The organism is Xanthomonas sp. NCPPB 3583 (genome assembly GCF_041475715.2).
In the GTDB taxonomy this organism is placed as follows: Bacteria; Pseudomonadota; Gammaproteobacteria; order Xanthomonadales; family Xanthomonadaceae; genus Xanthomonas; species Xanthomonas euvesicatoria.
Window position 1 is genome coordinate 1,981,741 of the sequence record NZ_CM191263.1, and the last position, 24,885, is coordinate 2,006,625.

Annotated in this window: 22 protein-coding genes and 2 tRNA genes; 8 read left to right on the forward strand and 16 right to left on the reverse strand. The window is 65.0% G+C overall.

Annotated features, from left to right (window positions below):
- Positions 1 to 52: 52 nt before the first annotated feature.
- Positions 53 to 754: a pirin family protein gene (locus ACCQ07_RS08900; protein WP_011347116.1), complete on the reverse strand. Its 702-nt coding sequence runs from the start codon at positions 752 to 754 to the stop codon at positions 53 to 55.
- 131 nt (positions 755 to 885) lie between these two features.
- On the opposite strand from ACCQ07_RS08900, the gene ACCQ07_RS08905 reads away from it, so the two are divergent.
- Together ACCQ07_RS08905 and ACCQ07_RS08910 are read left to right on the forward strand one after the other, a co-directional pair.
- Positions 886 to 1,830 (forward strand): LysR substrate-binding domain-containing protein, encoded by a 945-nt coding sequence (locus ACCQ07_RS08905; RefSeq protein ID WP_209262027.1) that lies wholly within the window; start codon positions 886 to 888, stop codon positions 1,828 to 1,830.
- A gap of 44 nt (positions 1,831 to 1,874) precedes the next feature.
- A complete protein-coding gene (locus tag ACCQ07_RS08910) occupies positions 1,875 to 2,867 on the forward strand; it encodes a DedA family protein/thiosulfate sulfurtransferase GlpE (protein ID WP_372363988.1) in 993 nt (330 codons plus the stop codon).
- Positions 2,868 to 3,030: 163 nt separating this feature from the next.
- Here the strand turns inward: ACCQ07_RS08910 and ACCQ07_RS08915 are convergent.
- The 10 genes from ACCQ07_RS08915 to ACCQ07_RS08960 form a co-directional block, all read right to left on the reverse strand.
- Positions 3,031 to 3,107: transfer RNA gene (locus tag ACCQ07_RS08915), tRNA-Arg, on the reverse strand.
- A gap of 101 nt (positions 3,108 to 3,208) precedes the next feature.
- A tRNA-Arg gene (locus ACCQ07_RS08920) sits at positions 3,209 to 3,285 on the reverse strand.
- 40 nt (positions 3,286 to 3,325) lie between these two features.
- Complete coding sequence (locus ACCQ07_RS08925; RefSeq protein WP_014089989.1) at positions 3,326 to 4,207, reverse strand: alpha/beta hydrolase family protein; 882 nt, start codon at positions 4,205 to 4,207, stop codon at positions 3,326 to 3,328.
- Positions 4,204 to 5,013, reverse strand: coding sequence for a bifunctional hydroxymethylpyrimidine kinase/phosphomethylpyrimidine kinase (gene thiD, locus ACCQ07_RS08930; protein ID WP_046932148.1), 810 nt, complete (start codon positions 5,011 to 5,013; stop codon positions 4,204 to 4,206). Before thiD ends, ACCQ07_RS08925 begins: the two co-directional genes overlap by 4 nt.
- Before the next feature lie 37 nt (positions 5,014 to 5,050).
- Complete coding sequence (locus ACCQ07_RS08935) at positions 5,051 to 5,722, reverse strand: YoaK family protein (protein WP_008574753.1); 672 nt, start codon at positions 5,720 to 5,722, stop codon at positions 5,051 to 5,053.
- Between the two features lie 6 nt (positions 5,723 to 5,728).
- Positions 5,729 to 6,211: a hypothetical protein gene (locus ACCQ07_RS08940; protein ID WP_008574752.1), complete on the reverse strand. Its 483-nt coding sequence runs from the start codon at positions 6,209 to 6,211 to the stop codon at positions 5,729 to 5,731.
- Positions 6,211 to 7,608, reverse strand: coding sequence for a PhoH family protein (locus tag ACCQ07_RS08945; protein WP_008574750.1), 1,398 nt, complete (start codon positions 7,606 to 7,608; stop codon positions 6,211 to 6,213). Before ACCQ07_RS08945 ends, ACCQ07_RS08940 begins: the two co-directional genes overlap by 1 nt.
- Positions 7,609 to 7,690: 82 nt before the next feature.
- Entirely contained in the window at positions 7,691 to 8,173 is a 483-nt protein-coding gene (locus tag ACCQ07_RS08950) for a peroxiredoxin (protein ID WP_008574748.1), read from the reverse strand.
- 36 nt (positions 8,174 to 8,209) lie between these two features.
- A complete protein-coding gene (locus tag ACCQ07_RS08955) occupies positions 8,210 to 8,560 on the reverse strand; it encodes a ribonuclease E inhibitor RraB (RefSeq protein WP_003481909.1) in 351 nt (116 codons plus the stop codon).
- Positions 8,561 to 8,571: 11 nt separating this feature from the next.
- Complete coding sequence (locus tag ACCQ07_RS08960) at positions 8,572 to 9,198, reverse strand: glycine cleavage system transcriptional repressor (RefSeq protein ID WP_002813792.1); 627 nt, start codon at positions 9,196 to 9,198, stop codon at positions 8,572 to 8,574.
- Between the two features lie 93 nt (positions 9,199 to 9,291).
- Between ACCQ07_RS08960 and dapA the strand changes: the two genes are divergently transcribed.
- Together dapA and ACCQ07_RS08970 are read left to right on the forward strand one after the other, a co-directional pair.
- Positions 9,292 to 10,200, forward strand: coding sequence for a 4-hydroxy-tetrahydrodipicolinate synthase (dapA, locus tag ACCQ07_RS08965; protein ID WP_218498926.1), 909 nt, complete (start codon positions 9,292 to 9,294; stop codon positions 10,198 to 10,200).
- A gap of 16 nt (positions 10,201 to 10,216) precedes the next feature.
- The gene (locus tag ACCQ07_RS08970) at positions 10,217 to 10,735 is read left to right on the forward strand and encodes a hypothetical protein (RefSeq protein WP_008574742.1); all 519 of its coding nucleotides are present in this window, start codon (positions 10,217 to 10,219) and stop codon (positions 10,733 to 10,735) included.
- Between the two features lie 120 nt (positions 10,736 to 10,855).
- On the opposite strand, the gene fdxA is transcribed toward ACCQ07_RS08970, so the two are convergent.
- The 5 genes from fdxA to ACCQ07_RS08995 form a co-directional block, all read right to left on the reverse strand.
- The gene (fdxA, locus tag ACCQ07_RS08975; RefSeq protein WP_003481917.1) at positions 10,856 to 11,179 is read right to left on the reverse strand and encodes a ferredoxin FdxA; all 324 of its coding nucleotides are present in this window, start codon (positions 11,177 to 11,179) and stop codon (positions 10,856 to 10,858) included.
- 83 nt (positions 11,180 to 11,262) lie between these two features.
- On the reverse strand, positions 11,263 to 12,141 hold the full coding sequence (locus ACCQ07_RS08980) for a 2-dehydro-3-deoxygalactonokinase (RefSeq protein ID WP_008574741.1): 879 nt from the start codon (positions 12,139 to 12,141) through the stop codon (positions 11,263 to 11,265).
- Positions 12,138 to 13,049, reverse strand: coding sequence for an SMP-30/gluconolactonase/LRE family protein (locus ACCQ07_RS08985; protein ID WP_046932056.1), 912 nt, complete (start codon positions 13,047 to 13,049; stop codon positions 12,138 to 12,140). The genes ACCQ07_RS08980 and ACCQ07_RS08985 overlap by 4 nt, the downstream gene beginning before the upstream one ends.
- The gene (gene dgoD, locus ACCQ07_RS08990) at positions 13,043 to 14,191 is read right to left on the reverse strand and encodes a galactonate dehydratase (RefSeq protein ID WP_008574447.1); all 1,149 of its coding nucleotides are present in this window, start codon (positions 14,189 to 14,191) and stop codon (positions 13,043 to 13,045) included. The genes ACCQ07_RS08985 and dgoD overlap by 7 nt, the downstream gene beginning before the upstream one ends.
- The gene (locus ACCQ07_RS08995; RefSeq protein ID WP_008574445.1) at positions 14,188 to 14,820 is read right to left on the reverse strand and encodes a 2-dehydro-3-deoxy-6-phosphogalactonate aldolase; all 633 of its coding nucleotides are present in this window, start codon (positions 14,818 to 14,820) and stop codon (positions 14,188 to 14,190) included. The genes dgoD and ACCQ07_RS08995 overlap by 4 nt, the downstream gene beginning before the upstream one ends.
- A 414-nt stretch (positions 14,821 to 15,234) precedes the next feature.
- On the opposite strand from ACCQ07_RS08995, the gene ACCQ07_RS09000 reads away from it, so the two are divergent.
- The 4 genes from ACCQ07_RS09000 to ACCQ07_RS09015 all read left to right on the forward strand — a co-directional run bounded on the left by ACCQ07_RS09000 (position 15,235) and on the right by ACCQ07_RS09015 (position 24,831).
- A complete protein-coding gene (locus ACCQ07_RS09000) occupies positions 15,235 to 16,206 on the forward strand; it encodes a LysR family transcriptional regulator (RefSeq protein WP_007966740.1) in 972 nt (323 codons plus the stop codon).
- A 340-nt stretch (positions 16,207 to 16,546) separates the two neighbouring features.
- Positions 16,547 to 19,405 (forward strand): TonB-dependent receptor, encoded by a 2,859-nt coding sequence (locus tag ACCQ07_RS09005; RefSeq protein ID WP_008574442.1) that lies wholly within the window; start codon positions 16,547 to 16,549, stop codon positions 19,403 to 19,405.
- Positions 19,406 to 19,743: 338 nt separating this feature from the next.
- Positions 19,744 to 22,464, forward strand: a complete 2,721-nt coding sequence (locus ACCQ07_RS09010; RefSeq protein WP_031422326.1) for a TonB-dependent receptor — start codon at positions 19,744 to 19,746, stop codon at positions 22,462 to 22,464.
- A gap of 111 nt (positions 22,465 to 22,575) precedes the next feature.
- A complete protein-coding gene (locus tag ACCQ07_RS09015; RefSeq protein ID WP_372363991.1) occupies positions 22,576 to 24,831 on the forward strand; it encodes a WD40/YVTN/BNR-like repeat-containing protein in 2,256 nt (751 codons plus the stop codon).
- The last annotated feature ends 54 nt before the right edge of the window (positions 24,832 to 24,885 follow it).

Below are 24,885 nucleotides of genomic sequence, written 5' to 3' on the forward strand. Positions count from 1 at the left end.
CCAGCGCATCGCACACCAATCCTGCGCAGGTACGCCATCCATCCAGCCTTGCTTACTTGGGCAGGTCGAACACCAGGACCTCGGCATCGCGTGCGTCGGCCAGTACGATTTCCGGCTCGCCGACGATCTGCACCGCGTCGCCAGCCGATAGCGCTTGCCCATTGACGCTCAGGCTGCCGCGGGCCACCTGCACGTAGCCGATGCGGCCTTCGGCCAGCGGCTGCTGCAAACGCGCCTGGCCATCCAGGATCGAGGCATACAGGCGTGCGTCCTGGTGCAGGCGCAGGGAGCCATGGTCACCGCCTGGCGAGGCGATCAAGCGCAACTGGTTACGCTTGCTCTCGGCATCGAAGTGCTTTTCTTCGTAGCTTGGCTCGATGCCGGCACGCTCGGGCATTACCCAGATCTGCAGGAAGTGCACGGGCTCGCTGGCTGAGTGATTGAACTCGCTGTGCGTCACGCCGCTGCCGGCGCTCATCCGCTGCACGTCGCCATAATGCAGGACCGAGCCGGTGCCCATGCTGTCCTTGTGTTCCAGCGCGCCGCCCAGGACATAGGAAATGATCTCCATGTCGCGGTGAGCGTGGGTGCCGAAGCCTTCGCCCGGTTGCACCTTGTCCTCGTTGATCACCCGTAGCGGGCCAATGCCCATATGGCGCGGATCGTGATAGCTGGCAAAGGAGAAGGTATGGCGTGAGGACAGCCAGCCATGTTCGGCGCGGCCACGGGTTTCGCTCTTGCGGACATTCAACATGCTGCTTCTCCTGGAAGGTTTGAAATTGGCGCTGGGCGATCGGTGTCCAGCGGCTTGATGCGTAGTCTCCACCTCTGCGTCCGGCACAAAAAGCGAGTAGATTTGGCCGCTATCATCGAAAATTTCGAACAATGAAAATCAGCCTGGAAGCACTGCAGATCCTGGATGCCATCGACCGGCGTGGCTCGTTCGCGGCCGCAGCCAAGGTGCTGTTCAAGGTGCCTTCGACGATTTCCTACACGGTGTCCAAACTGGAAGAGGATCTGGGCGTGCAGCTGTTCGAGCGGGTGGGGCCCAAGGCCACGCCGACCCAGGCGGGCCGCGAGCTGTTGCGCGAGGGGCGCCACTTGCTGCGTGCCGCGCAAGAGCTGGAGGTGCGGGTGCGGCGCGTGGCCTCCGGCTGGGAGTCGGATTTTGCGATCGGGCTGGATGGGGTGCTGCCTGCGGCCTTGCTGCAGCCGCAGATCCTGGACTTCTACACCGTGGCCGACAGCACGCGGTTGCGCGTGCTGAGCGAGTCGTTGTCAGGCAGTTGGGAGGCGCTGCTGGACAGGCGCGTGGACCTGATCGTGGCGGCGGGCGAGGGGCCCAGTGGCGGCGGCTATGTGGCCGAGCCGATCGGCACGTTGCGGTTCGTGTTTGCCGTGGCATCCACGTCTCCGCTGGCGGAAGCCGGCCTGCTGGGCGCGGCGGAGCTGGCCGAACACCGTGCAATTGCCGTGGCGGACTCGGCGCGGCGCCTGCTGCCGCGCACGGTCGGGCTGCTCTCCGGGCGCGATGTGCTCACCGTGCCCGACATGCAGACCAAGCTGCTGCTGCAACTGGCCGGCGCCGGCTACGGCTTTCTGCCCGAACCGTATGCGCGCGGGGCGCTGCAGGAGGGCCGGCTGCGGGAGGTGCAGGTGGACACCCGCAAGCCCGACGAAACCTTTTATCTGGCATGGCGGCCGGGCGAAGAAGGGGAGGCATTGAGCTGGTGGCGGCGCGCCTTGCGTAGCGAAGGCCTGTTCGAGCGCTGGTTGCACGCCTTGGCCGCAACGTATCGTTCCGTCGCTGCCGGGCAGTCGCCGCCGTGAGGGAGGGCGGATAATGGTGCCCCGCCGTCGCGCAGGGTCGTCGCATGCAAGGCTTGATCGAACAGTACGGATTGGCGCTGGTGTTCGCCAACGTGCTGGCGTTGTCGCTGGGGCTGCCGGTGCCAGCGCTGCCGACCCTGGTGCTGGTCGGTGCCAGCTATGCGTTGCAAGGGGGCGGCGATGCCTGGCTGGCCGGGCTTGCGGCGTTGGCGGTGTCTGTCGCGGCAAGTCTCTTGGGCGATCTGGTCTGGTATCTGGCCGGTCGCCGCTTTGGTAACCGCACCTTGCAGTCGCTGTGTCGGCTGTCGCTCTCACGCGACAGCTGCATGAAGCAGACCGAGCGCTTTTTTTCGCGCTGGGGCGTGCGCGTGCTGGCGGTCGCCAAGTTCGTGCCGGGCTTGTCGATGGTCTCGGTGCCGATGGCCGGGGCAATGCGGGTACGTCCTGCGGCGTTCCTGCGATACGACGCCTTCGGTGCATCGTTGTGGGCATTGGTCGGCCTGGGCGTGGGTGCTGTGTTCGCGCGTCAGGTGCAGGACGTGCTCGCCTTGCTGTCCGAACTCGGCTCGGGCGCGATCGTGGTCTTGGCGGCCTTTCTGGCCGGCTATGTCGGTTGGCGCTGGTGGCGACGGCAGAGCCTGTTGCGATCGCTGGAGCATGCGCGCATCGTGGTAGAGGAGCTGGTGCCGTTATTGGATGGCGAAGAAAGCCTGCGACCGACCGTGCTGGATATTCGCGCCCCGAGCTATCGCCAGTTGCAGCCATACACGATTCCTGGCGCCGTGTTCGCTGATGAGCGTCAGCTGGCGCTCATCCTTGCCAGCGTGCCGCGTGATCGTAGCGTGGTGATCTACTGCGCGTGTCCGGACGAGGTGTCTGCAGCATGGCTGGCCGCGCGGATGCGCGAGCGCGGGTACCGCGATGTGCGGCCACTGTTGGGCGGTCTGGATGCATGGCGCGATGCCGGGCATCCGGTGACATCGCTGGTGCCGGTGACGGTGGTTGCCGACGCGAACGCGGCTGCTGCCACGGCCTGATTGCCCTGGAGGCGGGCCTGTGACGTCGGCGAGCGCGTTGCTCAGAGATCGGCGTCGCGCGATGGAACAGCACACTCAATGCAACGCAATGCGCGCCATCGTCTGCTTCGGCAAAAACGACGGGCAAAAAAAAGACCAGCAAGCTGGTCGTTTTCTTCAAGATTGGTGCGCCCGGAGAGATTCGAACTCCCGACCGCCTGGTTCGTAGCCAGGTACTCTATCCAACTGAGCTACGGGCGCATATCTTGTTTTGACTTGCAGATCTGACGCAGGGCGATCGGATCTTTTTAACTGAAAATCAGCGCGTGCGTGCTGTCTTCTTATTCTTCTTGTTCTGAGGATGGTGCGCCCGGAGAGATTCGAACTCCCGACCGCCTGGTTCGTAGCCAGGTACTCTATCCAACTGAGCTACGGGCGCCTCGTCAGGAGCGGAATTATGCGGATGACCGACGGGGCCGTCAATCCCTTTGTGAAATTCCAGCGCCGTCGAGGTCGTGGTCAGGCGCGTCACGCAGCGCAGCGACCACGGCCGCAGGCGTTTTCATCCACGCGAAATGATCGCTGCGTGCGCCGAGGTGCCCATCGTCCAATCGCACATGGCGTGGGTGTGCCTGCGGCATCTTGTCCAGTAATGCGCGCAGCGCACCTGCCGGACCCAACGTGTCGCGCGCAAGGGTCACTGCGCGGATCGGCACGCGCAGTTGGCCCAGTGCCCGTTCCAGGTCCCATGGCGCGCCTGCCGCGCGATAGCGATTGCTGCGGCCGACCTGCGCCCAGTCGGCAATCAGGCTGCGTGCTTCGGTACCGCCAAAACCGAGCTTGCGCCCGTGCAGCACGCCCTGCCTGCGCGCCAGCCAAGGCAACAACCGAAACGCCAGGGGCAGGCCGTAACGCATCGGCACGGGAAAATTGCGCCAGTACGGCGAGCCGCTGGCCACCAGCCAGAGCTCGGCGAATTGCACCGGATGCAGCGCGGCGTAGCAGCACGCGAGCTGACCGCCGAGGCTGTGTCCACCGACCATGCGCGGCAGCTGCGGGTCGTGGATATCGAGCAGGGCGTGGCTGGCGGGAAGGTCGTCTGCAAGCAGCGTGCGATAGCCCCAATCGTGCTCACGCGACGGGCGCAGCGTGCTGCTGCCATTGCCGCGCCATTCGTGCAGATACACCGCAACGCCGGTGGACGCGAGCGCCTGTGCGAAGGGTTGGTAATGCCGCGCTGCCACGCCCAATGCCGGCAGCCACAGCAGCGTTGTCGTCGGGTGCGGCGGTGCGCAACGGATGACCTGCCAGCGATGCCCATCTGCAGCGCTGGCGAGCAGGGTGTCGGTCTGCACGCTCATGCGCCGGGCGCGGCGCCGAAGTGGTCGAGCACCAGCACATCGCTGTGGCCGGGGCGTTGGCCAATGCGGATGGCGCGTGCAACGTAATCGATCGCCGCTTCGCAGGCATTGAGCAACGACAGGCCCTGGCACAGCTGTGCGGCAATCGCCGCCGATAGGCTGCAGCCGGTGCCGTGCGCATCGACCTGCAGGCGCGGGTGCATGAACACATCCTGGGTCACGCCGTCATCGAAGCGGTCGAGCACGCGTGCGCCTTCGTGCAGATGTCCGCCCTTGAGCAGCACGGCGTTGGCGCCCAGGTCGAGCAAGGCGGCGGTGGCATGTTCGGCGGCGTCGGCGCTGTTGATGCGGCGGCCGGTCAGCAACTCGGCCTCGGGCGTGTTGGGGGTGACCAGGGTGGCCAGCGGCAGCAAGCGCGTGCGCAGCGCATCCAGTGCCGCATCTTCGAGCAGGCGCGCGCCGCTGGTGGATACCATCACCGGGTCGAGCACCACGAACGGTGGGCGATATCGCTCAAGCAGGTCGGCCACGCAATGAATGACGTCGGCATTGGCCAGCATGCCGAGTTTGACCGCCTGGATCTCGAAATCGGCGAAGCATGCATCCACCTGCGCCTGCAGAAAGGGCAGTGGTGGAAGATGCACGGCGGTGACGGCGCGGGTGTGTTGCGCGGTCAATGCGGTAATCGCCGACAACCCATGCACGCGGTGCGCGGCGAAGGTCTTGAGGTCGGCCTGGATGCCGGCGCCGCCCCCGGAGTCGGAGCCGGCGATGCTCAATGCAGACAGCGTACTGGGCGTAGTCATGTGGCGATTCTGCACTGCTGGCCGGAGGATGTGCGCATCATCCTGTGCGCCAGCGGCGCCATTGCAGGTAGGCGACATAACCGGCGCCGGTCAATCCGGTGAGGCTGGCGGGCAGGTAGAGCGCGTCGTACTGCCAGCGCTGGAACAGCAAGGTTCCGAGAATGCTGCCGCCGAGAAAACCGCTGATGATCAGCGCGCTCAGCGTGAGGCGCCGCACCTGCAGCGGACGCCCGCGCAGCAGGTGCCCCAGGCCGATGCCCAGGTCGGTGAACATGCCGCTCAGATGCGTGGTGCGGACCGCGGCGCCGCTGAGGCTGGTCGCCATCGCATTCTGCAGGCCGCAGGCGCCGGCGGCGCACAGGACGCCGCCGACATGATGCAACTTGAACAGTGCAATCGCGCCCAGCAACAGCAGCGCTTCGAGCAGCAACGCGGCGCCGTAGCGCTGTCCAAGCCGCACGACATCGTCCTGGATAATCAGTCCGCTGAGCATGGCGCCTGCGCAGAAGGCGATGAGGATGCCGCAAAGAAAGCCGGTGTCCGGGGCAGCGTCTTGCGCCAGGGCAACGCCGAGCAGGCTGGTCGTGCCGGTGAGATGGCTGACCACCTGGTGCTCGGATCCCAGGTAGCCCACCACATTGACCATGCCGGCCACGGCCGACAATGCCACCGCGCCAATCCAGACCCAGCGCGGCAGCAGGATTCCCATCTCGGGTCAGGGGCTACCGTTGATCGCAATCTGCGAGAACGCGCCTGTTTGCGGGTCGTACAGCGCACCCCAGAACATGCTGCCGCCGTCGCAGACCTGGATCGCTTCCCGCGCCGGTTTCACCGGCGGGTCGTTGGGAAGCTTGAACGCGTTGACGTAGATCAACTGCTGGCCCTGGATCACCACACCCACGTATTGGCGGTCGAACTCGCGTGGCTCGGCAATGGTGGGCGTCAACGCATCCTGCCGCGCTTCGAGCTGTTCGATCTGCTGATGGCTCGGCGCCCAATAGCCGCTGATCTGGCCTGGATGCCGTGCCGGGCTGTCGCGCGAGCAGGTCTGCAACACCTGTTCGGCCACGCTCTGCCGGGTGATGATCCAGGACTGGCCGTTCTTGAGATTGGTCGGCACGCTGGCTGGCCCCTGCGTGCTGGCGCAGCCGGCCAGCGCGATCACGGCGAGCGCCACCGCGCCGCGATAGGTGCGCATCACAACACCTCCGAAGCGAAGTCGGCCAGACGCGAGCGCTCGCCGCGACGCAGCGTGATGTGCGCGCTATGCGGCCATGCCTTGAAGCGATCCACCGCGTAGGTCAGCCCCGAAGTGGTTTCGGTGAGGTAGGGGGTGTCGATCTGTTCGACATTGCCCAGGCACACGATCTTGGTGCCGGGGCCGGCGCGGGTGATCAGCGTCTTCATCTGCTTGGGCGTGAGGTTTTGCGCCTCGTCCAGGATCAGATAGCGCGACAGGAAGGTGCGACCGCGCATGAAGTTCATCGAGCGGATCTTGATGCGACTGGCGAGCAGGTCGTTGGTGGCCGCACGGCCCCACGAGCCGCCTTCCTGATTGTGCGTGAGCACTTCCAGATTGTCGGTCAGTGCGCCCATCCACGGGGTCATCTTTTCTTCTTCGGTCCCCGGCAGGAAGCCGATGTCTTCGCCCACGCTGACAGTGGCACGGGTCATGATGATTTCCCGGTAGCGCTGCTGGTCCATGGTCTGCGCCAGGCCTGCAGCCAGTGCGAGCAAGGTCTTGCCGGTGCCGGCGGTGCCGAGCAGGGTGACGAAGTCGATCTCCGGGTCCATCAGCGCATTGAGCGCGAAATTCTGCTCGCGGTTGCGTGCCACGATGCCCCAGACCGCATGCTGGCCGCTGCGGAAATCGTCGACCAGGCACAAGGTGGCCTTGCCGCCGCCAACCTTGGCCACGCGCAGCTCCACTTCATCTTCGCCGGGCAGGTACAGGTACTGGTTCGGATACCAGTCTTCGTCCTCGGCCAGCACGATTTCGTAATGGGTGCGGCCGCGTTCGTTCCAGCTGCGCAGATCTTCGTTGTGCTTCTGCCAGAAATCTTCCGGCAGCTCGATGGCGCCGGTGAACAGCAGGCTGAAATCGTCCAGCGCACGGTCGTTTTGATAGTCCTCGGCGACCAGGCCGCTGATGTAGGCCTTGATGCGCAGGTTGATGTCCTTGGACACCAGGATGACCGGCACATCCGCATTTTCTTCGCGCAGCGCCAGCACCGAGGCCAGGATCTTGTTGTCCGGCAGCATTTCGCCGAAGGTGCGGCCCGGGTCGATCGGCTTGATCTGGAAAAACAGCCGTCCGATCGCGGCCTGGCCCTTGAGCTGGATGCCCTGTGGATGGCTGAGCAGGATGCCGGCCTGGATCTGCTCGGCGTTGGTGTTTTCCAGCAATTCGTCCAGGAAACGGCTGACCTGGCGTGCATTGCGGCTGACTTCGGAGGTGCCCTTCTTGGCGTTGTCGAGCTCCTCGATCACCTGCATCGGCAGGAACACATCGTGTTCCTCGAACTTGAACAGCGCGGTGGGATCGTGCATCAGCACGTTGGTGTCCAGCACGTAGATGCGCTTGCCTCGGGTCATTGGGTCTTCCAAGTGATGGAGCAGGGGCGAGCCATCACGCCTGCAGCTGCAGGGTGATGGAGGACGCGGGAAGCGAGGGGTGTCACTGTTTGGCGTGCGCCTTTACTGCGGCCAGCACGGCCTCGGCATGGCCGGCGACCTTGACCTTGCGCCATTCCTGCACGACATGCCCCTCGGGCGACAGCAAGAAGGTGCTGCGCTCGATGCCGAGCACCTGTTTGCCGTACATGTTCTTTTCCTTGATCACGTCGAAGGCGCGGCACAGCGCTTCATCGCTGTCGCTGATCAACGGGAAGGCGAAGCCTTGCTTGGCGCAGAAGTTGTCGTGCGACTTCACCGAATCGCGCGAAACGCCCAACACCATCGCGCCCGCTTTTTTGAACTGCGGCAGCAAGGCATTGAAGTCCAGTCCTTCGGTGGTGCAGCCGGGCGTGCTGTCCTTCGGGTAGAAGTACAGCACCAGCCATGTGCCGGCATGGTCGCGCAGGGTGGTGTGGGTGCCGCCGGACAGCGCCAGCGGCAGGTCGAAGGTTGCAGCGGGTAATTCCAGCACAGCGTCGGTCATCGTTGCTCAGCCCAAAGTGGAGGGGCGACGGCGCGGTCAGGCCGGGCCGACGTCCATCCCATCATAAGCAGCCACATGGAAGCGTTTGGCAAGTGCGTCGAACTGCGCATTGCGCTGATTCAGCGACTCGATGGTGTGATGTTCTTTCTTGTCCACATGCAGGAAGTACGACTCTTCGTCATCGCCGTCGTCTTCGTCGCGTTCGCCGAGGAAAATGTCGATGACGCGATAGCCGTCCTGGGTCAGTTGCTCGGCGAGCTTCTGCAGCGGCTCCTGCGCAGGATCGGCGAAGAAGTATTCCCAGCGCAGCGGGCCGTCGAGATTCCAATCGGTCTCGGAGCGGATGTGGTCGAACATCTGTTTTAGCGCAGAGATCGCGATGGCCATTGATGGGGGCCTCAGAACTTCATCGGGTCCATGATCGCGTCGAGATTGAGGTGATCACAGAATTCCAGGAAATCATCGCGCAATGCGGCGATGTGCATGTTGGCCGGCACGCCGATCGTCACCTGCGCCGAAAACATCTCCGCGCCGGTCTGCATGGCGCGGTAGCGCGTGCTCTGCAGGTTTTCGATGGTGATGCCCTGGCGGTCGAAGAAATCGGCCAGCTGGAACAGGATGCCCGGCTTGTCGGCGGCGATCACTTCGACGATGTAAGGCAGCAGGTTGGACTGGGTCTGCTTGGGGCCGGTGCGATACCACACCAGTTTCAATCCTTCTTCGCGTTCGAGCCGGGTCAGCATGGCTTCGAGCTTGGCGACCGAATCCCAGGAGCCGGTTGCCAGTGCGGTGACCGAGACGTCGCGCCCCACCGTGGCCAGACGGGCGTCCACGAGATTGCAGCCGCTGTCGGCGATGCGGCGAGTGACGGGCAACAGGGGGGACTCCGGATGCGTCGTGTAGGCGTTGATCAGGAGGTGATTTTCGGTCGGCGAAGGCCGGGGTGTAGAGTCGGTCAAAGGGGCTTCCGGCATTGCATCAGGCTGAATGGCCGCCCGGGCAGGCGCCCTGGCGGTGACCAGCATACTTGCCCGTGGTTTCGCGCCGCAAGTAACATGCAGGCGGTCGCAACCCGCGTGCGCGCGGGCCTTTTCCTGTCACGTAAGAGCAGCAGAATCTTGTCCCTTTCCGGCATCATCACCGCGCTGGCGACCCCCTTCGGTCCCGATGGCGCACTCGACCTGGATGCCTGGCGGCGGCTGCTGGAGCAGCAGTTGCACGGCGGCGTGCAGGGAATCGTGGTTGCCGGCTCCACCGGTGAAGCGGCCGCACTGAGCGACGACGAATACGACACGCTGCTGCGCGCGGCTGTGGCACAGGTCGCCGGCCGGGTGCCGGTGCTTGCCGGCACCGGCTTGTCCGGCACGGCAAAGACCATTGCGCAGACACGTCGCGCTGCGGCGCTGGGCGCGCAGTACGCGCTGGTGGTGACGCCGCCGTATGTGCGTCCGACCCAAGCCGGGTTGAAGGCCCACTTTCTGGCGGTGGCCAACGAAGGTGGCCTGCCGGTGGTGCTGTACAACGTGCCGGGCCGTACCGGCTGCGACCTGCTGCCGGAGACGGTGGCCGAGCTGGTGGGCTATCCGAACATCGTCGGCATCAAGGAAGCACGTAGCGAGCCCGAGCGCATCGCTGCACTGGTGGCGCTACGCAGCGACAGTTTTGTGGTGCTCAGCGGCGACGATGGCAGCGCGGCGCACGCAATGTTGTCCGGCGCTGCCGGGCTGATCTCGGTCGCCTCCAACGCCTTGCCGGCGGCGTACCGGCGCCTGTGCGATCTGGCCCGCGATGGACAGCGCGATGCTGCCACCGCCTGGGACGCGCGGTTGAGCGAATACCACAGCTTCTGCGGAATCGAATCCAATCCCATCCCGGTCAAGGCGCTGCTGCAGCGCGCCGGGATCGGCCACGGCCTGCGCTTGCCGCTGCTGCCTCTTTCTGCGGCGCACCAGCCTGCTGCCGACCGCCTTGCCGCCGACGCCATTGCGTTGGAAGCGCTTTCCAGCCGCGAAATGCTCGCGGCCTGACCCAGGAGATCTATCGATGCGTCATTCCGTTTCCCCCGTCCGCGTGCTGTCGCTCGCGTTGCTGGCGACCGCCACTGTCGCTGCCACGAGCGGTTGCAGCTGGTTTCACAAGGGCGCGCGCGGCGACTATGCGCTGGCGCCGGAAGCCCGTCCGCTGGAAGTGCCGCCGGACCTGAACCTGCCCGACACCTCCGGTGCGATGAAGGTGCCGACGCTGGCCTCCACCACGCAGCAGAACAGCAACACGCCGCCGTCGGCGAGCGCCAACAGCGGTTTTACCGTGCCGGGCGAGCGCGACGAGGTGTTTGCCAAGGTGGGCGCGGCGTTGGCCGATATCCCGGGCCTGACCATTGCCAGCAAGGCCCAGATGCTCGGTTCCTACGATGTGAGCTACGAAGGTTCCAGCTTCCTGGTGCGCGTGGTCAAGGTCGATGCGGGCAGCTATGTGTCGGCCGTGGACCCGCGCGGCATGCCGGCCACGGCGGCTGCGCCGGTGGCGGTGATCTCCTCGCTGAAGAGCAAACTGGGCGGCTGAGGCCGGTTCGGTTTGCTGGATGGCAAAACGGGCGCCTCAGGCGCCCGTTTTGCGTTAGTGCCGAGTGCACTGCGAGGTGCGTGCAGCGGTGTGGCTCCGGGCCGCGCCCGGTCGTGCAGCTCAGCGCTGCAGCAGCGGCAACTTGTTGGGCTTGCCATCCCATTCGGCGGCATCCGGCGCCGGCTCCTGGCGCACGGTCAGCACCGGCCAGGCCTTGGCGAGTTCGGCGTTGAGTGCCACGAAGGCTTCCTGGCCCGCCGGCACGTCATCTTCGGGATAGATCGCGTTGGCCGGGCATTCCGGCTCGCACAGGGTGCAGTCGATGCACTCGTCCGGGTCGATGACCAGGAAGTTCGGGCCGACGTGGAAGCAATCCACCGGACAAACCTCGACGCAGTCGGTGTATTTGCACTTGATGCAGTTTTCGGTGACAACAAAAGGCATGGCGGAATCCGGCGTTTAGCCTTCCAATTCTAAAGCAGTCGCGTGATGGGTGTGGAGTTGTTGGCGCTTTTCGTGCCGGGCTGTCAGGCCAGTCCGCGCTGCCTGGCCAGCGCGAACAACCCTGCCGCAGCCAGATCTTCCGGGTGCAGCCGGCTTTCGACGCCCAGGTGCTGCAGTGCCAATGCGTAGCGTTGCGCCAGAGCAGGGCTGCCGACCAGATGCACGATGGCGTGAGCGCCGCGGTGCGCGCGCAGTTCGTGGCCGATCAGCACGCCCGAGAGGTAGGACGGCAGCGCCGCGGAGGACAGGCGTTCGAACAGGCCGAGCGTGCGGGTGCCGAACAGGTGGTGGCTGAGGCCGCCGGGGTCGTTGCTGCGGTCGACACCTTGGAGGAATGCGTCAGCGTCCAGCGCGGCATGATCGTCGTCCATCAGCTTGCCCAGGATGCTGTGCTGACGCAGCACGGCGTACAACTCGCCGGTCATGACGGTGGCAAAACCCGTCAGCTGGCCGTTGGCGATCTGCGCCCATTTGCTGTGCGTGCCGGGCAGGCAGGCGACATGCGCGCCGTCGCCGAGCGCGGCGATCAGCCCGACCAGTTGGGTTTCTTCGCCACGCATCACATCGGGCACGCCGGCCTGTTCGCCGGTGCTGACGCCGGGCACGAACCACAGTGCGCGGCCGGGCAACAGGGCGTCGTAGCAGCGCATCGCCTGGGCGAGCGCGGCGGTGTCGGCCGGGCAGGGCAGGTAAGGTTGCTCGACCCAGCCATTGCGGCTGCCGATCATGCCCGAGAGCAGCAGTGGGCCGTCCCAGCCGTCGACCAGGCCAGCCAGCACTGCGTCGAAGCGGCCCTGGCAGGCCAGGATGCCGTCGCTACCGCGGCGCTGCGCAACGACCTTGCCGTCGGCATCGAGCAGATAGCCACGCAGGCTACTGGTGCCCCAATCGATGGCGATCATGCGCTCGCCACCCGGCTTTCGGGCAGGCCCGCGATGGCGAGGTCGCAGACAAACAGGCTGCCGGCTTCGGGCATGCGCGCGAGTTCGTCGGCGCTATGGTCCAGGCGCGAGCTGATCACATGCAGGCGGTCCAGTGCCGCGCCGCCGAAGGCGCTGCAGGTGGGATGCTTGATCGGCAGCTGCACGATGCGCTCCACGCTGCCGTCGGGGCGATAACGCACTACGCGCGACGCACGCCATTGCGCGTTCCACAGGTGGCCTTCGCTGTCGATGATCGAGCCGTCCGGCTCGGCGTCATCGCGATCGAGGGTGGTGAACACACGCGTGTTGGTGGTTTGCGCCGTCTGCGGGTCGTAATCGCAGCACAGGATCTGCGGGCGCACCGAATCGCAGTAATACATGGTGCGGCCGTCGAGGCCGAAGCAGATCGAATTGGGGATCGAAACGCCCGGCAGCGGCAGGGCGCGCAAGCCGTGCTTCAGCGAAAATTGGTAGAACGCACCGCGTGCGGCCTTGCTGTCGTGCTCGTCCATGGTGCCGAACACCAGGTTGCCATGCCGGTCGACGCGGCCATCGTTGCTGCGCGTGAGCGGGTTGTCCGCTTCCACATCGGCCAGTTTCTCGAAGGGCAGCGCGTCTTCTTCGACGGTGTCCGGATCGACAATGCCGATCGCCTTGGCCAGCGCGACTAGCACGCGGCCGTCGTCCATCAGGCCGATGCAGCCGGGGCGGTCGGGCAGCGTCCAGTAGCGCGACTGCGCGCTGGCCGGGTGGTGCCGCCACAGGCGTTTTTCGCTGATGTCGACCCAGTACAGCGCCTGGCGCTGCTCGCACCACAGCACGCCTTCGCCATGCGTGCAGCGGCTGTCGACCGCCAGCACGGCGGTGTGTTCGGGCGTGCTTACCATTCGGCGATGCTGCCATCACTGTGGCGCCACACCGGGTTGCGCCAGTCCGGCGGATTTTCGTTTGCGCGCTTGAGCATCTCTTCGTCGATCTCCACACCGAGCCCAGGTTTGGGCAGGGCCGCAATGCTGCCATCCACGCAGTGAAAATCGTCTTTGTTGATGACGTAATCGAGCAGGTCGGCGCCTTCGTTGTAGTGGATGCCGATGCTCTGTTCCTGCAGCACGGCGTTGTGCGAAACGAAGTCCACGTGCAGGCACGCGGCCAGTGCGATCGGGCCGAGCGGGCAGTGCGGGGCAAAGCCCACATCGTAGGCTTCGGCCATTGCGGCGATCTTGACGCATTCGGTGATGCCGCCGGCATGCGACAGGTCCGGTTGCACCATGCCGATGCCGCCGGCGCACAGCACGTTCTTGAATTCGAAGCGCGAGAACATGCGCTCGCCGGCGGCAAGCGGAATGGAAGTGCTGGCGGCCAGGCGTGGGTAATACTCGGCCTGTTCGGCCAGCACCGGTTCCTCGACGAACAGTGGCTTGAACGGTTCGAGCTCGCGCAGCAAGGCCTTGGCCATCGGCGCGCCGACGCGGCCGTGGAAGTCGATGCCGAAGTCGATGCTGTTGCCGAAGGCCTCGCGAATTTCCGCCACCTTGACCACCGCCGCATCGACCGCGCGCGCGCTGTCGATCAGCTTCATTTCTTCGGTGCCGTTGAACTTGAAGGTGTCAAAGCCCAGCGCGCGATAGTCGGTGATCTGCTGGATGATGGCGCCGGGGCGGTCGCCGCCCACCCAGCGGTAGGTCTTCATGCGGTCGCGCACCAGCCCGCCCAGCAACTCGTACACCGGCACGCCCAGCGTCTTGCCCTTGATGTCCCACAACGCCTGGTCGATACCGGCGATGGCGCTCATCAGGATGGCGCCGCCACGATAAAAGCCGGCGCGGTAGAGGGTCTGCCACAGGTCGTTGATGCGCGCCGGATCCTTGCCCACGACATAGCCGGCCAGTTCGTGCACGGCGGCCTCCACCGAACGCGCGCGGCCTTCGATGACCGGCTCTCCCCATCCGGTGATGCCCTCGTCGGTCTCGACCTTGAGGAACAGCCAGCGCGGCGCGGCGTGGTAGGTGGTGAGGCGGGTGATCTTCATCCTTGCAGTTCCTGGTAGGCCTGCACGAAGGCGCGTGCATGCGTCTGGGTTGTCTGGAGCGATTGGCCGGGCTTGTACAGTTCGCCACCGATGCCGGCGCCGGCAGCGCCCTGGGCGATAAAGCCGGCCAGGGTCTGCGGGCTGACGCCGCCCACCACGTAGACCGGGATGTGCGTGGGCAGCACCGAGCGCAGCGCGCGCACATGCGCGGCGCCATAGGTCGCGGCCGGGAACAGCTTGAGAATGGTTGCGCCGGCGTCGATGGCGTCGAACGCCTCGCTGGCGGTGGCGAAACCAGCCACCACGGTCAGGCCGCGCGACACCGCGTGACGGATCAGGCTGGGGCGCGTATTCGGGGTGACGATAAAGCGCGCGCCGATCTCGACCAGGGTGTCGACATCGTCATTGCGCAACACGGTGCCGGCACCGATCCAGGCGCGCTCGCCATAGGCCTGTTGCGCCAGCGCGATGCTCTGCTCCCAGCGCGGCGAGTTGAGCGGGATTTCGATCGCATCGAAGCCGGCGTCGATCAGTGCGCCGACATGGTCGAGCGTCTCTTCCGGCGTGATGCCGCGCAGGATGGCGACCAGGGGCAGGACGAACGGGCTGGCGGTGGTATCTGAAGTCATGCGGTTACTCGCGGTAGAGCGGAAAGCGGCGGTTGGCGACCGGGTGGCCGGCAACGTCGGGGGAGGCTGCGCGACTGCGGGTCGTGGCGTGGCGGCCGATGCGCAACATGGGAGCAGAACGTGTGACGACGAAGGCGATGGATTCCGACCTTGAGGGAGCGCCGCCTGGACACGCGTGCGCCGTCCTACGGCCTGCAATCAGCGGGCATGATGCCGTCATCGTTCTCCACCTCCGCATATTGGGCTGCGTGTTGCCGCCCGCGGACGGGCAGGTCACGTCTGTTCTGACCGCGCCCGGGAGGTAGGGGCTCCTGCTGCGGCGTTCGATAGCCTCGCGCGGGGAGATATGTGCTGCAAATGAAATTTTCGGCATATTCTATTCCTCCGACGAATACACGGCCGCAACCGCACGCTATGGCAAATTCCGGTACTCCCTGGTTCAACGCAGCCCGGCTCAAGACGCGCCAGCTCCTGCTGCTGCTGCATTTGCACGAACAGCGCTCGGTGTTGCGCGCGGCTGAGGCCGCTAGCATGACGCAACCGGCCGCGTCCAAGCTGCTGGCGGAAATGGAAGACATGCTGGGGGTGAAATTATTCGAGCGGCATGCCCGTGGCGTTGAGCCCACCTGGTATGGCCACGTGCTGATCCGGCGCGCGCGCGCGGCCATGTCGGAGATTGGGCGGGCGCAGGAAGAAATCGCCGCGCTACGCGCCGGGCGCATGGGCCAGGCTTCGATCGGCACGGTGGTCAATCCGGGCACCAACCTGGTGCCGCAGGCCATCGCCGAGGTCAAGCGCGAGTTTCCGGACATTCTGGTGCGTGTGGAAATGGACTACAGCCGTCCGCTGGTGGCCAAGTTGCTGGACGGGCAGCTGGACATCGTGATCGGGCGCATCCTCGGCCCGGAAGGTGTGGGCGAACTGGAGTTCGAACCGCTGGCCGACGAGCCGCATTCGGTGATCGCGCGTGCCGGGCACCCGCTGGCCAGCCGCGCCGGCCTGCAGCATGCCGATCTGGTACGGCATGGCTGGATCTTGCCGCCCGCCGACAGCGTGTTGCGCGCGCGCCTGGATTCGATGTTCATGGAGCACGGCGTGCAGACGCCGACCAATGCCATCGAAACCTCATCCCTGCCGGTCACCTCGACCCTGCTGCGCGGCACCGACATGCTGACCGCCCTGCCGGTGGAATCGGTGGCGCCGTTGATCCAGGCGAAATTGCTCACCGTGCTGCCGATCGAACTGGGCGTGCGGATGGAATCGTTCGGCATCATCCGACGACGCGACTACATCCTGCCGCCCGGTGCCGAGCGCATCTTGCAGGCGTTGCGCACCACGGCCCGACGTCTGTATCCCGCGCTACGAGTGCCGGACTCCCTTGCCTGACCAATGCGTCCCTCGCTATTCCGCAGCGGAATAGCAGCCTGTGAAATTTTCATTGGCTGGCGCTGCGTGGTGCGCCTATACGTGTGAGCCAGATCGCATGCTGAAGCGCACGTAACGTCGGGCACGCGATCGGCGGCCAAGCCGCCTGCTGGAGGGAATTGACGGGCGACATCGCCCGTTTTTTGCGTGATCACGCCGCGCGTCTGCGCGGCGACAACCCGTTTCAATCGTCTTGCGTCCTGGGAGGGATTCAGATGTACCAGTGTTCCAGCCATGCCTCGGCAGGTACGGGCGTGTTCGCCCGTCGTTTGCCTTCGTTGCGCCGTTCCGCCGTTCCGCCATGGCCATCAGCATCGGGCTCTTGCTCGCTGCGCCGGTCTATGCGCAGCAGGCGCAGTCGTCCCAGAATGCTTCCTCGAGCACCGCGAGCAAGGCCACCGACCTGGATGCGGTCGAAGTGCGCGGCGTGCGCGCCAGCCTGATCAAGTCGCAGTCGATCAAGCACGATGCCGAACAGATCGTCGATTCGGTCAGTGCCGAGGACATCGGTGCGTTGCCCGACCGCAGCGTCACCGAAACCCTGCAACGGGTGAGCGGCGTGACCATCGATCACTTCATGGCGCGTAACGATCCGGACCACTTCTCTGCCGAAGGCAGCGGCGTGATGATTCGCGGCATGACCCAGGTGCGCGGCGAGCTCAATGGCCGCGACAGCTTCAGCGCCGCTAGCGGCCGCGGTCTGAGCTTCGAGGATGTGCCGGCCGAACTGATGGCAGGCGTGGACGTCTACAAGAACCCGTCGGCCGAGATCATCGAAGGCGGTCTGGGCGGGACGGTCAACCTGCGCACGCGCATGCCGTTCGACCAGCCGGGCCGGGTGATCGGTGCGACCGCCGACGTGAACTACGGCGATTTCAGCAAGACCTACAAGCCATCGGGCTCGTTTCTCTTCAGCGATCGCTGGAACACCGGCCTCGGCGAGATGGGCTTGATGGTGGATGTGGCGCATTCGGAACTGGCCACGCGCAGCGATGGCATCCAGGTCGAGCCGTTCGTGCGTCGCACCGATGCGGCGCTGCTGGAAGGCACCAGCTTCGACAAGGTCTACGTGCCTGGCGGCGTCAACTGGCGGCAGCTCGATTTCGAGCGCAAGCGCAATGGCGTGGCCGGCGCGTTCCAGTGGCGGCCTAGCGACGACACCGAGATCTACGTGCAGTACATGCGCTCCAGTTACGACATGAACTGGCAGGAGCGCGCGGCGTTCTTCAACGACGACACCAACGCGATTGGCCCGGCCCCCGGAACTCAATTTACCTACGATGCCGACGGCCGCTTCGTCAGTGGCTCGCCGGCATCCAGTTCCTGGCGCGGCAACGTCACCGGCAACGATGGCGTGCGCTTCTACACCAACAACCGCTACGCGCAGCAGAGCACGACCACCTCGGATTTGTCCGGCGGCTTTACCCACAAGCTCACCGGCAACCTCACCGTGCGCGGCGATATGCAGCTGGTGCGCTCGGAAAGCGATTCGCTGGACTTCACCCTGTTCGATTCGATCTACCTGCCGGGCCTGACCTTCGATCTGAGCGGCAAATATCCATCGGTCGGGATTGCCGACAGCACCTACACCAGCAACCCCTCCAATTATTTCTGGAGTGCGGCCATGGACCATCTGGCGAAGAATCGCGGCCGCGAACTGGCCACGCGCTTCGACCTGGAATACGCATTCGACGACAGTGCCTGGCTGCGCACCTTCCGTGCCGGCATCCGCGCCACCGACCGCACCCAGATCAACAAAAACTCCGGCTACAACTGGGGTGTGATCAGCGATAACTGGGCGCAGATTCCCGACACCGCCAATGGGACCGGACTGGCCGATCTGGCCACCTACATGACCGGCACCTCGCAGCTGTATTCGTATTCCAATCTGTTCCGCGGCAAGATCGATGTGCCCAACAGTCTCTATTTTCCGAGCAACGCCGCAGTCAAGGACTACGCTGGTACCTCGAAGATGATTGAGCAGATCGTGGCGCTGCGCGGGTCGGGCTGGGCGCCGGACAAGTACCAGCTGCAGGACATCAACCGCCAGTTCGAACGCACCCAGGCCGCCTACGCGGTGATGTACTTCGGCAACGACGAAGCGCTGGGCGTGCCGGTGGACGGCAATATCGGCGTGCGCATCGTGCAGACCAAGACCGAGGCAAATGGCTACGGCCAGTTCCCCGACCTGTCGGGAAGCGCGGGTTCGGAAGAGCTGCGCGAGCAGTACACCGGGCAGTACTTCGCCAACAACGCCAAGGGCAGCTACACCAACGTGCTGCCGAGCTTCAACATGCGCTTCAAGTTCTCCGACGCGCTGCAGTGGCGTATCGCCGCATCCAAGGCGATGGCGCGCCCGGACTACACGCAGTTGCAGCCGTACCTGCTGCTTGCTGCAAACACCGAGTCCAACGGCACCGTTTCCAGGTGGACCGGTACTGCCGGCAATCCGAATCTGCAGCCGATGAAGGCCAATCAGTACGACACCGCGCTGGAGTGGTACTTCGACACCAGCGACATGATGTACCTGACGTTGTTCTACAAGAGCGTCAAGGATTACTTCTCCAACCAGACCGTCACCGAAAATTACGGTGGGCAGGACTGGCTGGTGACGCGTCCGTACAACATGGACAAGGGGCGCATCCGCGGCTTCGAATACGGCTACACGCAGTTCTTCGATTCTTGGCCGGGTTGGCTGAGCGGGTTCGGCGTCAATGCGAACTTCACCTTCGTCGACAGCAGCGGCGGCGCGAACACCGCCACCGACCCATACACCCAGACCACCGTCACCGGTGTGAGCCTGCCGCTGGAAGGCTTGTCGCGACGCAGTTACAACCTGGCCGGCATCTACGAAAAAGGGCCGCTTTCGTTGCGCCTGGCCTACAACTGGCGTTCGCGCTATCTGCTCACCGCCAGCGACGTGTCGACCAAGTTGCCGACCTGGTCGGACGATTACGGCCAGCTCGACGCCTCGGCGTTCTATCGCTTCAACCCGCATGTGCAGCTCGGCGTGCAGGCCAACAATCTGACCAACACGGTGACCAAGGTGTTGATGGGGCCGACGTCCTACACGGGGGGCGAGGTCGATAACCATCTGTATACGCGCAGCTGGTTCGTCAACGATCGGCGCTACTCGCTGGTGCTGCGCATGAACTGGTAAGTGCGGGCGATCACGCAGGCGACGTGCGCGGGCTCTCAGAGTTGAGCCCGCCACGTTCAATCTTGCGCCGTCACCCTGCGATGCCAGAGTTGCCGGGTTTTCTGGGGTTGTTATAGTTTTAGCGAATACCTTTCCAGGAATATTTCATTGGTCTGGCATGACGGCCGCGCCCTATGCTCCGGCCGCAGCTACCAGGTAAGCCTGCTCGGGTTTACACCGCATCTACGCAGCCACGGTCTTGCCGTCGGCAGATGCCAAGCCAGCACCAACGACGGGTCGGGCGCTCGCGCACCGGCCCGCTAAAAACTAGAAGTACATGCGTCCTGGGAGGGAGCACCATGTCAGTGCAACATCGCCACATTCCGGCAGGCCGGACTGTGGGTCAGCGTTCGATCCGTGATTTCCGCCGCTCCGTGATGGCTATCAGCGTGGCCACGCTGCTGAGTGCGCAGGCCTATGCGCAGGATGCGACCACCACCGCTACGCCGGCCTCGGCTGCGACCACGCAACAGCTGGACACCGTGCAGGTCACCGGTACCCGCAGCAGCGTGACCAAGGCGCAGTTGGTCAAGCAGAACGCAGAGCAGATCGTCGATTCCATCGTTGCCGAAGACATCGGCAAGCTGCCCGACAACAATGTGGCCGAAGCGCTGCAACGCATCTCCGGTATCCAGATTTCGCGCAACTATGGCGAAGGCAGCGCGATCGCCATCCGCGGCCTGACCCAGGTACGCACCGAACTCAATGGTCGCGACATCTTTACCGCCAACGACGGCCGGGGCCTGAGCTTCGAAGACGTGTCTGCCGAATTGCTCGGCGGCGTCAACGTCTACAAGAATCCGTCTGCCGACATGATCGAAGGTGGCCTGGGCGGCACCGTGGACCTGCGCACGCGCCTGCCGTTCGACTACGACGGCCGCAAGATCGCCGGCAGCGTGCAATACAACTATTACGACCTCGCCGACGACGGCAAGCCGGCGTTCTCGGGCCTGTTCAGCGATCGCTGGCAGACCGGAATCGGCGAGATCGGCATCCTGGTGAACTACTCGCAGCAGAAGAGCCCGTTCCGCCAGGACACCATTTCGATCGAGCCGTGGTACACCCAGACCGATCTGCCGGGCTACGAAGGGCAGGGCGTGTCGGTGCCGCACGGCGCCGGCATCAACACCACCGTCGGCGAGCGCGAGCGCAAGACCGGCGCCTTTGCGATGCAGTGGCGTCCGAACGATGCAGTGGAGGTCTATACGCAGGTGCTGCGTTCGGACTACGACTTCAGCTGGCACGATTATTCGTTCTTCGCGCTGACCGGCGCCAACCCGATGCAGGGCTTGCCTGGCATCCAGGTCAATAACCGCAACGAGTTCGTCAACGGCTCGTTCCAGAATGTGCCGACCGAATCCAATACCAGCCTGACCGAGCGCCACTCGGTGACCACCGATTACTCGCTGGGTGCCAAGTGGACGGTCAACGAAAAGCTGACCCTGAGCACCGACTTCCAGTATGTCGATGCCACCACCACCGGCACGCGCTACATCCTGTCCACCGGTCAGGTCACCAGCCCGCAGTTCAACGTCGATTTCCGGGGCGATCTGCCGCGCTTGTCGGTGACCGATGCCAGCGGTGCGGAAGGCTACCTGGCCGACGTCAACAACTACAACGGCTGGCGCTATCACCTGGACAACAAGGACGACAACAAGGGCACCGAATTTGCCTGGCGTTCGGATATGGATCTGGCCTTCGACAGCGACTTCGTGCGCAGCTTCAAGGCCGGTGTGCGTTACACCGACCGTGATGCCGAGACCAAGGGCAACATCTATCGCTTCATGTGCATCAACAACTGCGACGGCGCACCGTTTTCGCAGTACCCCGGCATCGGTGTGATGACCAATCCGATCACCGACTTCTTCCGCGGCCAGAGTCATGCCTTCGGGCCGACCCTGACGGCATCCGATGCGGCAGTGGCGAACTATCAGCAGACCCTGGCTGCCTTCGGTGCCAGCCCGCTGGAATTTGCACCCAACAACATCAACACGCAGAACGAGAAGACCTACGCGGCGTATGGCGTGCTGCGCTTTGGCGTGGATGGCGAGATTCCGTTCGATGGCAACATCGGCGTGCGCGTGGTGCGTACCGAAGTGGGCTCGCAAGGCGTGCGCACCGGCACCGATGCCGAAGGTGGTGGCCTGATTCCGGTGGATGCGCAGCAGACCTACACCGACGTGCTGCCCAGCTTGAACCTGCGTTGGATGCTGAGCGATCAGCTGCAGTGGCGGTTTGCCGCCTCGCGCGGTATTTCGCGTCCGACCTTCGACAAGCTCAACCCGAACCTGAGCCTGAGCACCGGCACCTCGAACGGCGCTTCCACTTTCACCGGCACCGCGGGTAACCCGAGTCTGGAAGCGGTCAAGGCCGACCAGTTCGACACCGCGCTGGAGTGGTACTTCGGCCAGGGCTCGATGATGTACGGCACCCTGTTCTACAAGAAGGTGGAAGGCTTCATCGCCAACGCCGTCTTCAACGAGGTGTACGACGGCCAGGTGTGGCAGATCACCCGTCCGGTCAATGGCGATTCGGGCAAGATCCGCGGCGCCGAACTGGGTTACACGCAGTTCTTCGACTTCCTGCCGGGCTGGTTGAGCGGCTTCGGCCTGCAGACCAACTACACCTACGTCGACAGCGAGGCGCCGAGCCCCACCGCCACCGACACCAACGGCCAGTCGCTGACGGTGCCGCTGGAGGGCCTGTCCAAGAACAGCTACAACGCGATCCTCAGCTACGAAACGGCGCGCTTCCAGGGCCGTGTGGCCTACAACTGGCGCAGCGACTGGCTGGTGACCACGGCGGGCAACGGCACCGGCAACCTGCCGGTCTACAACAAGGGCTTCGGCCAGCTGGATGCCTCGCTGCGTTTCAACATCAATGATGTGTGGTCGATTTCGCTCGATGGCGTGAATCTGCTCGATACCCGTCGCGAAAGCTATCTGGGCACCGAGTCGCGCTACCGCGATTTCGTGATCAACGATCGTCGGTATGGCCTGACGTTGCGGGCCAGCCTGTAGAACGCGCCGTAGGAAGTGCGTCGCCGGTCCGGCGAGCTGTGCAGGCAGCTCGTTGGGCCGGTGTTTTTCCTATCGATGGCCAGGCCATCGATCGCGAGGGGAGCCGGAGGAATGATCGCCGTGATCGATCCGCCTACTAAGCGCCGTTTTTCCGCAGCACATGCGTGGCTGACTGCTGTCTGCCTGACGCTGGTGGTGCTCTTCATGCCGTCCGAGGGATCTGCGGACGAGCCCGGCACGCCGGCACCGTATCAGTGGCACAGCGTGGCCATCGGGGGAGGCGGTTTTGTCACCGGCGTGCTGTTTCATCCCGCCGAACGCGATCTTGCCTATGCACGCACCGATGTCGGTGGTGCTTATCGCTGGGACGCGCAGGCGCAGCAGTGGGTCGCGCTGACCGATTGGTTGGGGGCCGACGACTGGAATCTGATGGGAATCGACGCCTTTGCGGTCGATCCTGCCGACCCGAACGCGCTGTACCTGGCTGCTGGCACCTACATGCACGAACGCGCCGGCAATGCGGCCGTGTTGCGTTCGTTCGATCGCGGGAAGCATTTCGAACGCGCCGATTTGCCGTTCAAGCTCGGTGGCAATCAATTGGGCCGCGCCAATGGCGAGCGGCTGGCGGTGGACCCGCACGACGGCCGTGTGCTGTTGCTTGGCTCGCGTGACGCAGGCCTGTGGCGCAGCGACGATCGCGGCGCGCACTGGACGCGGGTGGAGACCTTTCCAGCCGATGCACTGGCAGGGGCCACGGCACGCAACCATGTCGGAAGCGAACAGGCCGTGGGCATCGCCTTCGTCGTCTTCGACGCCGCCAGCGGCCGTGCTGGCAATCCGACACCACGCATCTATGTGGGCGTTTCCACTGCGCAAACCAGCCTGTACGTCTCCGAAGATGCGGGGCGCACCTGGGCGGCCGTGGCCGGGCAACCCAAGGGGCTGCGCCCCAACCACATGGCCGGTAACAACGCTGGGCAGTGGTACCTGAGCTATGGCGATCACCCTGGCCCGGATCTGATGGCCGGTGGCGCGCTGTGGAATTACGACGCGATGCAGGGCCGCTGGCGCGAGATCAGCCCGATCCCGCAACCGGCGAGCGGCGATGGCTTCGGCTGGGGGGCGGTGGCAGTGGATCCGCAACATCCGCAGGTGCTGCTGACCAGCACCTTCCGCCGCCGCGCGCCGCGCGATGAGGTGTTCCGCAGCGATGACGGCGGGCGCAGCTGGGTTCCGCTGTTGGCGGGTGCGCAGTTCGATCACAGCGCCGCGCCGTGGACCGCGCACGCAACGCCGCACTGGATAGGCGCGCTGGCGATCGATCCGTTCGACGGCAACCACGCCCTGTTCGTCACCGGCTACGGCATCTGGGCCTCGCGCAACCTGCAGACGTTTTCAACGCAGCCGCCGCTGCAGTGGTGGTTCCAGGACCGTGGGCTGGAAGAAACCGTGCCGCTGGATCTGCTCAGCCCGATGGCCGGTGCGCACCTGCTCAGCGCGCTGGGCGATATCGATGGCTTCCGGCATGACGCGTTGGACACCGCACAGTTGCAGTATCTGGGCCCGCGCCTGACCAATGGCGAAAGCATCGACGCCGCCGGCCAGGCACCGCAGTGGGTGGTGCGCAGCGGCACCGTGCGCGATCGCCGCAACAACGAGATCCGCGCGCTGTATTCGCAGGACGGTGGCACGCACTGGGCTGCATTCGCCAGCGAACCGCCGCGCGGGCAGGGGGCAGGCACCATTGCCATTGCCGCCGATGCATCGCAAGTGGTGTGGGTGCCGGACCAAGGCGGGGTGTGGCGCACTGGCAATTTCGGCAAGCACTGGCAGCGCGTGCAGGGCTTGCCCGACACCGCGGTGGTGGTGGCCGACCGCGTCGATGCGCAGCGCTGGTATGCGGCCGATCGGGTGAGTGGGCGCCTGTACGAAAGCAGCGATGGCGCGGCCAGCTTTCGCGATACCGGGCAGCGGGTCGGCACCCCGGCGCGCGATGAACGTGCGCGCCCGCAACTGCGGCCCGACCCATGGCGTGCGGGCGTGGTGTATCTGGCCAGCCCGACGCTGGGCGTGATGCGTTGGCAGAACGGCCAGTTGCGCACGCTTTCCAAACCCGATGAAGCGCGCTCGTTGGGCATCGGCAAGGCGCTGCGTGCCGGCGCGCCGGCGGCCCTGTATTTGGCCGGGCGCGTGGCGGGCGTGGATGGCATCTTCCGCTCCGACGACGAAGGCGCCCATTGGCGACGCATCAACGACGATGCCCATCGCTTCGGCAAACCGTATGGCGTGACCGGCGACCCGCGGATTGCCGGCCGCGTGTACTTTGCCACCGGTGGCCGTGGCATCTTCTATGGCGATCCACGATGAGCGCCGCGTCGCTGCGCGCGTCATCGCGCTGTCTTACCGTGTACGGCGCTGCGC